Source organism: Trabulsiella odontotermitis (assembly GCF_030053895.1).
GTDB classification, from domain to species: Bacteria; Pseudomonadota; Gammaproteobacteria; order Enterobacterales; family Enterobacteriaceae; genus Trabulsiella; species Trabulsiella odontotermitis_C.
This window is the reverse complement of sequence record NZ_CP125781.1, coordinates 883254-895732: the sequence shown is the minus strand read 5'-3', so window position 1 is coordinate 895732 and position 12479 is coordinate 883254. Positions and strand designations below refer to the sequence as shown.

Below are 12479 nucleotides of genomic sequence, written 5' to 3'. Positions count from 1 at the left end.
AGTTAGGGAGAGTATGCAAGCATGGGAAAGATCCTGTTTACACCACCGGAGGGCTGTGCTGGAATTTGCTTCCCTGATAATGCGAATCGATAACCATGCAAGCCTCTCAATTTTCAGCCCAGGTGCTGGACTGGTACGACAAATACGGGCGTAAAACCCTGCCCTGGCAAATTGAAAAAACGCCTTATAAAGTCTGGCTGTCTGAGGTGATGCTGCAACAGACGCAAGTGACGACGGTTATTCCCTACTTTGAGCGCTTTATGGCGCGGTTCCCAACCGTTACCGATCTGGCCAATGCACCGTTAGATGAAGTGCTGCACCTGTGGACCGGGCTCGGCTACTATGCCCGCGCGCGTAATCTGCATAAAGCCGCGCAGCAAGTCGCCACGCTGCATAACGGTAAATTCCCGGAAACGTTTGAAGAGGTTGCCGCGCTGCCGGGCGTCGGGCGCTCAACCGCAGGCGCTATTCTTTCGCTCTCGCTCGGTAAACACTTTCCGATCCTCGACGGTAACGTGAAACGCGTGCTGGCGCGCTGTTACGCCGTCAGCGGTTGGCCCGGGAAGAAAGAGGTGGAAAACCGCCTGTGGGAAATCAGCGAGCAGGTTACGCCTGCTAATGGCGTCGAACGTTTTAACCAGGCGATGATGGATCTTGGTGCGATGGTCTGCACCCGTTCAAAACCGAAGTGCGAGCTCTGCCCGGTAAACACGATTTGCGTCGCGCATGCTAACAACAGTTGGGCACAGTATCCTGGCAAAAAACCGAAACAGACGTTGCCGGAACGCACCGGTTATTTCCTGATCATGCAGCACGATAACGACGTGTTTCTCCAGCAGCGCCCGCCGGTGGGGTTATGGGGCGGCCTGTTCTGTTTCCCGCAGTTTGAGAGCGAAACCGCGCTTCGTGAGTGGCTGTCGCAGCAGGGAATAAAATCAGATAATCTTACGCAACATAACGCGTTCCGCCATACATTCAGTCACTTCCATCTGGACATTGTGCCGATGTGGCTTGACGTGCACTCCATCGCCGCGTGCATGGATGAAGGCAGCGCTCTCTGGTATAACTTAGCCCTGCCGCCGTCCGTCGGGCTGGCGGCACCCGTGGAGCGCCTGTTACAGCAGTTACGCGCCGGGGCACTGGTGTAGTCCCCTGGCCGAAGAAGAGGATTTATCATGAGCAGAACGATTTTTTGTACTTTCCTGCAGCGCGACGCTGAAGGTCAGGATTTCCAGCTTTATCCGGGCGAGATCGGCAAACGGATCTACAACGAGATCTCCAAAGAAGCCTGGGCTCAGTGGCAGCATAAGCAGACCATGCTCATCAACGAGAAAAAGCTCAACATGATGAACCCGGAGCACCGCAAACTGCTTGAACAGGAGATGGTCAACTTCCTGTTTGAGGGTAAAGAGGTGCATATTGAAGGCTATACGCCGCCGGAAAAATAAGAAGCCCCGCGGGGCTTTAAACCCAACAACACGCACTCCCGGAATGATGAAAAAACTTTTAGCGCTAGCCCTGATTGCGCCGTTGCTTGTGTCGTGTTCCGGCTCGAAGAAAGGCGATTCTTATAACGAAGCCTGGGTCAAGGACACCAACGGATTTGACATTCTGATGGGGCAATTTGCCCATAACATTGAAAATATCTGGGGATACAACGAAGTTCTGGTGGCCGGTCCCAAGGACTATGTGAAGTATACCGACCAGTATCAGACCCGCAGCCACATCAACTTTGATGCGGGTACTATCACCGTCGAGACCATCGCCGGTACCGAGCCTGCTGCGCGTCTGCGTCAGACAATCATCAAAACCCTGCTGATGGGCGACGATCCGGGATCGATCGACCTCTATTCCGACACTGACGATATCCAGATTTCAAAAGAGCCGTTCCTGTACGGGCAGGTCGTGGATAATAACGGCGAGGCAATTCGCTGGGAGTGGCGCGCCGCGCGCTTTGCCGACTGGCTGTTGCAAAACCGCATGAAGAGCCGCAGTAACGGCCTGCATGTAATCTACAGCATCACCATTAACCTTGTGCCAAACCACCTGGACAAGCGTGCGCATAAATATATCGGCATGGTGCGTCAGTCGGCGCGTAAATACGGCATCGATGAGTCACTGATTCTGGCGATCATGCAGACCGAATCCTCATTTAACCCCTATGCAGTCAGCCGTTCAGATGCGCTGGGCCTGATGCAGGTGGTTCAGCACAGTGCGGGTAAAGATGTATTCCGCGCGCAGGGGAAATCGGGAACACCGAGCCGCAGTTATCTGTTTGATCCGGCGAGCAATATTGATACCGGTACTGCGTATCTGGCGATGCTGAATAACGTCTATCTCTCCGGTATCGACAACCCAACGTCGCGCCGCTATGCGGTCATCACCGCCTACAACGGCGGCGCAGGTAGCGTGTTGCGCGTGTTCTCCGACGATAAAATTCGCGCCGCGAGCATTATTAACAGCATGGCGCCGGGTGATGTTTACCAGACGCTGACGACCCGCCATCCGTCAGCGGAATCTCGTCGCTATTTATACAAAGTTAATACCGCGCAGAAGGGTTATCGCCGGAAATAACGGTGAGCGCCATTTCCCCTCTCCTGGCGGAGAGGGGAATGCGTATCAGGCATCCGCATTCTTAAGCACGTAACCGTACAGCCGCTTGATACCATCAGCGTCTTTTTCACTGTATACACCCTGCAGTTCGGGTGAGAAGCCTGGCAGCAGATTGACGCCCTCTTCCAGCGCCAGGAAATAACGCAATACCGCGCCACCCCAGATTTCACCGGGTACCACACAAAGTACGCCTGGTGGATACGGCAACGCGCCTTCGGCGGCAACCCGCCCTTCCGCTTCGCTCAGACGCACCAGTTCGACGTTGCCACGAATGAACTCGCAGTTGGCGTCCTGCGGGTTCATCACCACTGGCGGCAGGCTGGCTTTGCGGAACATCGCTTTTTGCAGATCCTTCACCGCAAAGCTGACGTAGAGATCGTGCATCTCCTGACACAGCTGGCGCAGGGTGTAATCGCGGTAGCGCACCGGATATTTGTGATAGATAGTCGGCAACACCACCGACAATGGCGTGTCGTCTTCAATGTGCTGCTCAAACTGCGCCAGCATGGCGACCAGTTGTGCCAGCTTTTCCGGGCTTTCAGCAGGCGTCAGCAGGAAGAGGATCGAGTTCAGATCGCACTTCTCCGGCACTATGCCGTTTTCACGCAGGTAATTTGCAAGGATGGTTGCCGGAATGCCAAAATCGGTATATTCGCCGGTTTCCGCATCAATGCCGGGCGTCGTCAGCAGCAACTTGCAGGGATCGACAAAATACTGATCCTGTGCGTAGCCTTCAAAACCATGCCAGCGCTCGCCCGGGCCGAAACTGAAGAAACGGCGCTCCCGGGCGATAGTTTCCGTGGGATGATCCTGCCATGGCCGCCCTGCGACAACAGGCGGTATAAACGGCTTGATCATCTTACAGTTAGCGACGATTGCCTTGCGCGCCTCGATCCCCATTTCTACGCATTCCGCCCACAACCGACGCCCGCTCTCTCCTTCATGGATCTTCGCGTTGACATCCAGCGCGGCAAACAGCGGATAAAACGGGCTGGTGGAGGCATGCAGCATGTAAGCGTTGTTCAGCCGCTTATAAGGGCAGAATCGCGCCTGACCGCGGATATGGTTATCTTTTTTATGGATCTGCGAGGTTTGCGAGAACCCCGCCTGCTGTTTATGTACCGATTGCGTGACGAAAATCCCCGGATCGTTTTCGTTAAGATCCAGCAACAACGGCGAACAGTCAGCCATCATCGGAATGAATTGTTCGTAACCCACCCATGCAGAGTCAAACAAAATGTAGTCGCAGAGATGACCAATTTTGTCGACCACCTGGCGCGCGTTATAAACGGTGCCATCGTAAGTACCAAGCTGGATCACCGCCAGGCGGAACGGCCGGGCTTCACCGACTTTATCTGGCGCGACCTCGCTGATGAGTTCACGCAGGTACGCATCATCAAAACAGTGTTCATCAATACCACCAATAAAGCCGAACGGATTGCGTGCCGCTTCAAGGTAGACGGGCGTCGCACCGGCCTGGATCAACGCGCCATGATGATTCGACTTGTGGTTGTTGCGGTCGAACAAGACCAGATCGCCGCGCGTCAGCAGCGCATTGGTGACCACTTTGTTAGCCGCCGAGGTGCCGTTCAGTACGAACCAGGTCTTGTCGGCGTTAAACACTTTCGCCGCGTATTTCTGCGCGTGCTTTGCTGCGCCCTCGTGGATCAGCAAATCGCCGAGTTTGACGTCGGCATTGCACATATCGGCGCGAAAGATGTTCTCGCCGAAGAAATCATAAAACTGACGCCCGGCAGGATGCTTTTTGAAAAACGCACCATGCTGATGCCCCGGACAGGCAAAGGTGCTGTTACCCATCTCCACGTACTGTTTCAGGGTATCGAAAAACGGCGGCAGCAGGTTTTCTTCATAGCTGACAGCCGCGGCTTCCAGTTCCAGCCACTGTTGATCTTTTCCATGAAGCACGCCGCTGACGCCCTCGGGCGCTGCCGCACCTTCCTCACTCAGCAAAAATACTGGCAGTTGAAAGCCGCTTCGTTTGAGTAACGCCAGAATACCGCTGCGACTGTCCGCTTCATTAATGACGACCGCTGCCACATCGGTAAAATCGGTACTGTCCAGCGCCACCACGTCCCGGTGCGTGGAGAGTCGGGAAACCAGCGTATGGCTGGCGGCTATTTTCATTGAGTTCATAAGCAAATAGACCCGTTTCGGGGAAATGAAAGAGGATTAATCAACGGTGGTACTTCGTTAGCTTCACCGCATGGTGATCATAGAAAGCAGTGCGGAAGTATGGGATAACCTACGCTGGCGCGCGCATGGGTGCAGGCAAATTCGTAATGAAGTGGTCATCACTGTCGGCCCCATCTCTGGAAAGGAGGAAATTCGCGCAATCATGGCACCTTTCCTGTGTGCGTGCAAGATGCATTGATTATGCAAACCTTCCTCGTATAGCGCCCCATTCTACGGGACATTCATGCGATAATAATGCAACGATTGCGAGTAATTAGCAGGAGCAACTTTTGGTTATTGGTCCTTTTATTAATGCGGGTGCCGTCCTGATGGGCGGCGTGCTGGGCGCAGTACTGAGTCAGCGCCTGCCGGAACGCATTCGCGTTTCCATGACGTCTATTTTTGGCCTTGCCTCGCTGGGCATTGGTATTCTGCTGGTCGTAAAATGCGCCAATTTACCGGTAATGGTGCTCGCAACGCTGGTGGGCGCGCTGATTGGCGAGTTTTGCTATCTCGAAAAAGGCATCAATACCGCAGTCGGCAAAATGCAGCAGTTGATGATGAAATCTGGCGGGAAACGCAGTGGCATGCATGAAACGTTTATTCAGAGCTATGTCGCGATCATTATTCTTTTCTGCGCCAGTGGCACTGGGATTTTCGGTGCCATGCGCGAAGGGATGACCGGCGACCCCAGCATTCTGATTGCAAAGTCATTTCTGGATTTCTTCACCGCCACAATTTTTGCCTGTACGTTGGGCATCGCCGTTGCAGCGATCAGCGTACCGATGCTGGCGATTCAGCTGTCGCTGGCGGTTTGCGCGTCTATGATCCTGCCGATGACCACGCCGATGATGATGGCCGATTTCACCTCTGTGGGTGGCTTGTTACTGGTGGCGACTGGCTTGCGCATTTGCGGAATCAAGATGTTCGCGGTGGTGAATATGCTGCCTGCACTGGTGCTGGCAATGCCGCTTTCCGCTGCCTGGACCGCCTTTTTTGCCTGAGCTGCCGTGCAAACAGGCGAAAGTGGTGATAGATTGTGCAGTCTGCAATGAAAATCGCAAATTTCATTGACGAAGCGGAGCGAATCAGGTTTAATGCGCCCCGTTGCCCGGATAGCTCAGTCGGTAGAGCAGGGGATTGAAAATCCCCGTGTCCTTGGTTCGATTCCGAGTCCGGGCACCAAATTCATATCAACGGACCTCCACGGAGGTCCGTTTTTGCATCAAAGCCCGCCGAAATCAACACCTCCACAATACCTTAACTCTACCCAACTCAATCAACTTCAACCCGCATCAAGTCCCTTGCGAGGGTATAACTGAGGGTATAGTCTGATTCGATAAAATTTATACCCCTTTTTACTATCAGGAGACCCCACTAATGGCGCTCACTGACGCTAAAATCCGTGCAGCTAAACCGGATGAAAAACCTTATAAACTTGCCGACAGCGGCAACATGTTTTTACTCGTTCACCCTAACAGCTCCCGCTACTGGCGATTACGCTACCGGTTTCTGGGCAAAGAGAAAACTCTCGCTCTGGGTGTCTATCCTGAAGTCTCGTTATCAGAAGCAAGGGAAAAGCGCGATGCGGCCAGGAAACAGATAGCGGAGGGAATTGATCCGTGCGAACAGAAACGGGTCAAAAAGTCGGTACCCGAAACAGTTCAGACATTCGAAGGCATCGCAAGACTGTGGCACAGGAGCAACAAAAAATGGTCTGAATCACATAGTGAGAAGATACTAAAAAGTCTTGAGACTCATGTTTTCCCATTTATCGGCTCACGCGATATCACCTCTCTCAGAACCCCCGATTTACTCGTGCCTGTCAAAGCAGCTGAAGCCAGAGAGATATACGAGATAGCAGCCCGCCTTCAGCAACGTATCACTGCAATCATGCGTTATGCAGCCCAGTCCGGCATTATCAGCTATAACCCTGCCGTGGATATGGCTGGCGCTTTAACAACTGTGAAACGCCAGCATCGCCCTGCCCTCGCCTTAAATCGCATTTCAGAGCTCCTTGAACGGCTGGATACCTACAGAGGACAACCTCTTACCCGACTGGCAACCAGACTCACCCTGCTTATTTTCATCCGTTCCAGTGAACTTCGCTTTGCAAGATGGTCTGAGATAGACTTCAGGAAAGCCATGTGGACCATTCCTCCTGAGCGGAAACCTATTGACGGGGTCAAGTATTCGCATCGTGGTTCAAAAATGCGGACAGAGCATCTGGTGCCACTCTCCAGCCAGGCACTGGATATTCTGAAACAAATCCACGTTATCAGCGGTGAGCACGAACTGATTTTCACAGGCGACCACAATCCCTGGAAGCCCATGAGTGAAAATACGGTGAATAACGCATTACGCCTGATGGGCTACGATACAAAGGTCGATGTATGTGGTCACGGCTTCAGGGCTATGGCCTGTAGCTCACTGATTGAGTCAGGATTATGGTCCAGGGATGCAGTGGAGCGCCAGATGAGCCATCAGGAACGTAACGGTGTACGTGCAGCTTATATTCACAGGGCGGAGTTTCTTGAAGAACGCAAACTGATGCTGCAATGGTGGGCTGATTTTCTGGATGCAAACCGTGAAAACCCAGTCTCGCCTTTCGATTACGCCAGACAACAACGCTCATAATCCATTCTCCCGGCATTACTGCCGGGAGAATGTTTCCTTATTTTTCTTTTCCCTGTATATATTTCTTCACAGAAGGGCTAATGATTCACCGCACTTCCCCCTGCTCTGGAATATTTTACGCATGCACAAGTGATTACTTATACTACCCAGATTGAAGCCTGTCACAGCAATTAACGATAAAATAAGACGCAAAATAACGGGATGTCACTATGAGTTTTTTAACGGATGAAGAAATTAATGCACTGACAATAAAGCGAATGATTTTCCATGTCGTTGGAGGGAGCTGGAGATCCCCGTGCTGCTCAGTGAAATATCACCGCCTGAACATGTCGATTTTTTTCTGGAGAGGATTAAATCTGCATTAAGCGGCAACATGTTCCGGTTTACGGAATTGTCCAATACCGAGCGTATTCTGCGCCTCATCAGGAACCATGCCGATAATGACGCCCATTGTTTCACTGAACAGTCAACCTTTCTGGCAAACGATTTTCAGTCTCATCATCACACCAAAAATGCCAGTATGGGGGTATTCTTTCTTTTTGAACTTAACATCCTCAACGATGAAAAACTGTTTGCGCTCATTAAATATGATAATGAAGATGTGGTGCGTTACGTGCTGGATGCGAAGGGAAACGAGTTTCAGGTCCCCAGACTCGAACGCTTCCGTGAAAGTTTCGTTAAAAAAGCGGAAGCCATGCAGAAAATTGCCCTGGTCCGCCTGACGGCAGAGACTCAGGGTGGACAGGTTGTCGTACGGGATCGCAGTAAACGAACCAATATCTCCGTTTATTTTGAGCGTTTTCTGCAGGTACAGCGCGTCAACAGTACAACTGACCTCAGCGACAAATTAGTTGCCGCTCTCAAGGATATCTTCAAAAAGCACCGCGACCTGTTGCCGGACGACATCAGACGCAGTGGTGTTAACAAGATTTATGAAACGTTACATCATGGGGCACAGGATTTTAACACCGATGAGCCCCTTTCCCTGCTGAACCAGATTTTTGGGCCAATGGAAGAAGATCATCCACTGGTCAAATCCTTCACCCGTAAAATAAAAGACCTGGGAATTTCAGGTGAATCTTTCCGGATAGTCCCTGAGAACATCCCTAAGCCACGGAAAAGAAAACTGGAAACTCTGGAAGACGTTATCGTTATCTACGATGAGGATAATGCCCCAGATATTGAGACGATGGAAGACGGGCGAAAACGTATAGTGATAGTGACTGCAGGGCTGGTAACAGATGATATCGATACTGGAAAAAATCGGTAAGGCAATAGACCGCTCACGCCGCGCATCTGATCTGGTGATCACGGAGGATCAGCAGGCAACCTCCCGGAAACTGTTCATTTCCGGAACCATGGATAGTGACACCCTCCAGTTATGGGGGGAAGTGATAGATGCTGATGCCGAAAGTCTCAGGATCGCTTTTTTTGATGAAAGCCGGGATGATATCCACCCCAGGCAGGGAATCCCTGACCAGAAGCACTTTATCACCATCATCAGTGATGAGGTTCCCGGGATCCTGCGACTCTTCACCCTTGAAGGATGGCGCACGTTTTTACTCCAGGATCCCAGACTCCGTCAGTATCACCGCATCTGCGCCCTGTTTGTCAGCGAATCATTTGAAACACAACAGTGGAAGGTCGTGCCATGGAAACAGATGCAGCCGGAGGAGAGTGAAACCAACGTCCCTGTCCGGACAGTCTCCGTCACAAAAAGTATTACCAGGTGTTTTTCAACCGACTTTCTTCCTCCGGATACCATTGCCCCCTGGATTCTGATATCTGGCGATAAAATGACCGATGAGCCAATGAAGCTCTGGGCGTCGCTCGCCTGCCGGGAGTTGTTGAAGTGTTTCGTCAATGAGCTTTTTTCCGCCGAAATAAAAAAAGTCGGACTGTCCGGAAAACCGCCACGGAAAATCCCTTTCGGGGAAGAACATGCGGCACTGTCCGCCTTTGACGTCATTAAGGAAACGGCAAAATGGGTTTTTCTGGAAGGGAATGAGACTGAGCTTAAACATACCTTTCTGTCCAGTGAACTGGCCAGAGAATGGCCAGAGGGTGTCACGTTTTGTGAAGGCATTGTGTATCGACTCCCCCCTGCACTGGAGTCAGCCAGGCTGCTTTACAAGGCACATATCCGGGCAGGAGGAAAAGACACCCTGAAATCGCTGGGCGATTTGCGAAAAAGCCTGACAGAAGACACCCAGAAAATTCTTCAACAGTCGCGGGATCTGTCCTCCGCATTGTGGAAAGACATGGCCCTGGTCATCAGTACGCTGGTCCTCCGCTACAGTCTGGAGGCCCTGAATGCTAGTGGTCAGCAAAAAGTATATGCCCTGGCATTTTGTGCACTGGCCCTGTATATCGCCATCTCATACGGGATGTCAGTCTATATCAACCGGCATGCCCTTTCGTTGCTGGAAAAAAACAGAACCACCTGGCGAAGTAAGTTATATGGTTTTCTGGATGAACAGGATTATCAGGAGCTGGCGGGTCTTCCTGTTAATGCCGCAATGCAGTCATATCGCCGGGTTGAGCGAATAACGTCGGTCATCGTGCTCATTCTGGTCACGCTATTACTCACGGCAGCAGCGAGTGAATTCTGGTCGCTCAGTATGCTCTTGCAGTCTGGCTACACATGGTTTATGAGTGCGCTACAGTTTCTGACTCCCCCGTGGGCCCTGTGCGGACCGAACGGGGTTCTTGTGCGTCCTTCCGGGCTGAAATGAAGCAATCAGAGATCATAACCTCAGCAAACAGGAATGCCGGTATGGAAAATAAAATTCAGGACACAGAAATCTGTTCAGTGAATTATCAGGTCAGATCGATTCTGGGTAGCGATGAGACCAGATGGATCACAACAATCACCGGCGATATTATTGCCAGTGACGATGACGGAGAAGAAAGACTTGCGGGGAGGGTAAAATATTACCAAATCCACGCAAATGATGCGATGGATAATGGCTATCGACCAGAGGATATCCTCGATCTCACCAGCAATACTGCCCATTTTATGGGGACAATTTTCGATAACGGTGGATGTTATTTCAGACGAAAAATTCAGAACCTGTTTGATACTGAAATATTGCACTCAGACCTGCTCCTGGTCGACCGTATCGAGATATTGCCACCATTCAGGGGGAAAAACGTTTTTTTACAGGTTATTAACGACGGGATACGCTGTGTTGGCGGTCAGGCTGAGTTGATTGCCCTCAAGGCGTTTCCGCTGCAATTTGAGGTCCCATCAGAAGATGAAGAGCATATCCGATGGCAGGAAAAAATGGCCAACGACCTTTTTTGTCAGGATCCAAAAAAGGCCTTACGCCGGCTGACTCGTTATTACCAGAAAGTGGGTTTTATAAAAATATCGGATACAGGTGTGATGGTAAAACCTGTCGTACAACTCTGGTAACCCGCAAGCGCGAACGCCCGAGCTAGTCAAGTATGGCTTTCAGCGGCACAGGAGACAGCAAACTACCCGACATTCTGTTGATACAGTTGCACATGATATACACAGTTCGTCTGTCAATGGCCTGGTGGAGCAGTTCAGGGTGTAATGCTCGCTTTGCGATTTAATCTGCATAAAAATACAGAGAATTTCAGAAGACCCGGCAGATAAGCCGTCTTCGGAGTGAGCAGCCATTTAATGTCAACGTTGCTCTGCAGGCAGTTTTCTTTCGGGACGAAATAACCATGTGAGCATGTAAAGGAGCATTGATTGGAAGCTTTTATTGCCTGGATAAATAACCCGCTAGTACAAAGTGCTATCATATCTCCACTTGTCGGTGCCATATTAGGGCTGCTATTTGGTGGACTCAACACCCCTCCTTCTCCTGCGGCACCTGCCACAGTGCAGCAGACCGTTATCATTTTCAGGCAAACGGTCATAGTGAATCAACGCGGGGGAACTTCCTCTTCTTCGGATGATGTATGGGGTTATGCTGCCGCTCTATTCATTGTCGTGGCTGTTGTCATCTGGGGGTATAGCCGTTATGCCAGCGACATTCTGCACTATTGGCTGAGTGGGATGTTTTCCTGCACAGCGTTTATCCTGGCGGCCGGTTTGGCGTCTGTCATCCGGGGACAGTATAACAGTGCGGAATGGGGCTGGTACATCTTCACGCCCCTGATCGCAGTGGGCGCCTCCGTCTATTTGTCCGAACTGGCGCAGGCGGGCATTATTGCTGGCGCCCGTGAGGCAGCTTTCCGCTACGGGATCTTTGATTACTATTTTGATGTACTGAAGGATGAGCACCGGATCTGGCTACTGTCCCAGCTCTTAGGGATTGTGATGGGGATCGGCGCAACGCTTGCTGCAGCGCTCCGGTCGCTACACTACCTCGCTCTGATGAACCAGCGGGCCAGCGGCACACTGTCGCCGCTCTGGTTTGCCCTAGCGCGGTATACCCGGTTTTCCGCTCGGGCCAGCGGCGTTGTGTTACTGATCATACTGCTCTGCGCGGCCTACTTCATGCTCTCGGGCCAGGCGTATGAACTGTGGATGCGACGAGGCTAGCCAGTGCCTAGCGCCCCACGTACAGCGTGGCGATGGGGCTGCGCATGACCCAGTTCATGGCTAATGATCTGGTGGGCCTATGCGTACTGATGGTGCAGGCCGTGCATGTTGCTCAGGCTTGCCGCCTTTCGTCCATAAACTTTTGAGTGCAATGTGGTCGGCTCAGGCCGGCTGGAACTTGATGCACTCTTGGCGGCGTAGTCCTGTCAACGCCGCTGTATATAACCTTTTTTCACCGTTTTATTTTGATTGCCGCTATTTATCAGCGGTGATGTCCGGTTTCCACCGATTCATCATCACCTATCGGCGCTGGCCCTTTGGTCAGTACACCAGCTTTACGTTTTTCCTTCAGGCGGTAGCTTTCCCCCTTGATATTCAGCGTGGTTGAGTGATGTAGCAGACGATCAAGGATCGCTGTTGCCAGTACATTATCTCCGAACATTTCCCCCCAGTCGGCGAACCCTTTATTTCACGTCAGAACGATACTCGCTTTTTCATATCGCCGGTTGCGTAG

General features: G+C 51.7%; 10 protein-coding genes, 1 tRNA gene and 1 pseudogene. 10 read left to right on the top strand and 2 right to left on the bottom strand.

Going from position 1 to position 12479, the window contains the following annotated elements; translation table 11 throughout:
• Positions 1-89: 89 nt before the first annotated feature.
• The 3 genes from mutY to mltC are packed head-to-tail and all read left to right on the top strand — an operon-like array spanning position 90 to position 2574.
• Positions 90-1148, top strand: coding sequence for an A/G-specific adenine glycosylase (gene mutY, locus QMG90_RS04425; protein WP_283283883.1), 1059 nt, complete (start codon positions 90-92; stop codon positions 1146-1148).
• A gap of 27 nt (positions 1149-1175) precedes the next feature.
• The gene (locus QMG90_RS04420) at positions 1176-1448 is read left to right on the top strand and encodes an oxidative damage protection protein (RefSeq protein WP_038158211.1); all 273 of its coding nucleotides are present in this window, start codon (positions 1176-1178) and stop codon (positions 1446-1448) included.
• Positions 1449-1494: 46 nt separating this feature from the next.
• Positions 1495-2574, top strand: coding sequence for a membrane-bound lytic murein transglycosylase MltC (gene mltC, locus QMG90_RS04415; RefSeq protein WP_152958487.1), 1080 nt, complete (start codon positions 1495-1497; stop codon positions 2572-2574).
• Between the two features lie 45 nt (positions 2575-2619).
• Here the strand turns inward: mltC and QMG90_RS04410 are convergent, their stop codons facing one another.
• On the bottom strand, positions 2620-4767 hold the full coding sequence (locus QMG90_RS04410) for an ornithine decarboxylase (RefSeq protein WP_283282757.1): 2148 nt from the start codon (positions 4765-4767) through the stop codon (positions 2620-2622).
• Between the two features lie 329 nt (positions 4768-5096).
• On the opposite strand from QMG90_RS04410, the gene QMG90_RS04405 reads away from it, so the two are divergent.
• The 7 genes from QMG90_RS04405 to QMG90_RS04375 all read left to right on the top strand — a co-directional run bounded on the left by QMG90_RS04405 (position 5097) and on the right by QMG90_RS04375 (position 11965).
• Complete coding sequence (locus QMG90_RS04405; RefSeq protein WP_283282756.1) at positions 5097-5810, top strand: DUF554 domain-containing protein; 714 nt, start codon at positions 5097-5099, stop codon at positions 5808-5810.
• Between the two features lie 105 nt (positions 5811-5915).
• Positions 5916-5991, top strand: a tRNA-Phe gene (locus tag QMG90_RS04400).
• Between the two features lie 195 nt (positions 5992-6186).
• Complete coding sequence (locus QMG90_RS04395; RefSeq protein ID WP_220708637.1) at positions 6187-7443, top strand: tyrosine-type recombinase/integrase; 1257 nt, start codon at positions 6187-6189, stop codon at positions 7441-7443.
• Positions 7444-7738: 295 nt separating this feature from the next.
• On the top strand, positions 7739-8713 hold the full coding sequence (locus QMG90_RS04390) for a nucleoid-associated protein (RefSeq protein WP_236871975.1): 975 nt from the start codon (positions 7739-7741) through the stop codon (positions 8711-8713).
• A complete protein-coding gene (locus QMG90_RS04385; protein WP_283282755.1) occupies positions 8685-10178 on the top strand; it encodes a hypothetical protein in 1494 nt (497 codons plus the stop codon). Before QMG90_RS04390 ends, QMG90_RS04385 begins: the two co-directional genes overlap by 29 nt.
• Positions 10179-10219: 41 nt before the next feature.
• On the top strand, positions 10220-10861 hold the full coding sequence (locus QMG90_RS04380; RefSeq protein ID WP_220708639.1) for a hypothetical protein: 642 nt from the start codon (positions 10220-10222) through the stop codon (positions 10859-10861).
• Between the two features lie 306 nt (positions 10862-11167).
• On the top strand, positions 11168-11965 hold the full coding sequence (locus QMG90_RS04375; protein WP_220708640.1) for a hypothetical protein: 798 nt from the start codon (positions 11168-11170) through the stop codon (positions 11963-11965).
• A gap of 262 nt (positions 11966-12227) precedes the next feature.
• Here the strand turns inward: QMG90_RS04375 and QMG90_RS04370 are convergent.
• Positions 12228-12479, bottom strand: a pseudogene (locus tag QMG90_RS04370) (ATP-binding protein); the annotation flags it as partial.

Excerpts from the sequence above, each read along its gene's own strand:
- QMG90_RS04420 (WP_038158211.1), top strand. The coding sequence starts at position 1,176 with ATGAGCAGAACGATTTTTTGTACTTTCCTGCAGCGCGACGCTGAAGGT.
- mltC (WP_152958487.1), top strand. The coding sequence starts at position 1,495 with ATGAAAAAACTTTTAGCGCTAGCCCTGATTGCGCCGTTGCTTGTGTCG.
- QMG90_RS04410 (WP_283282757.1), bottom strand. The coding sequence starts at position 4,767 with ATGAACTCAATGAAAATAGCCGCCAGCCATACGCTGGTTTCCCGACTC.
- QMG90_RS04395 (WP_220708637.1), top strand. The coding sequence starts at position 6,187 with ATGGCGCTCACTGACGCTAAAATCCGTGCAGCTAAACCGGATGAAAAA.
- QMG90_RS04385 (WP_283282755.1), top strand. The coding sequence starts at position 8,685 with ATGATATCGATACTGGAAAAAATCGGTAAGGCAATAGACCGCTCACGC.
- QMG90_RS04380 (WP_220708639.1), top strand. The coding sequence starts at position 10,220 with ATGGAAAATAAAATTCAGGACACAGAAATCTGTTCAGTGAATTATCAG.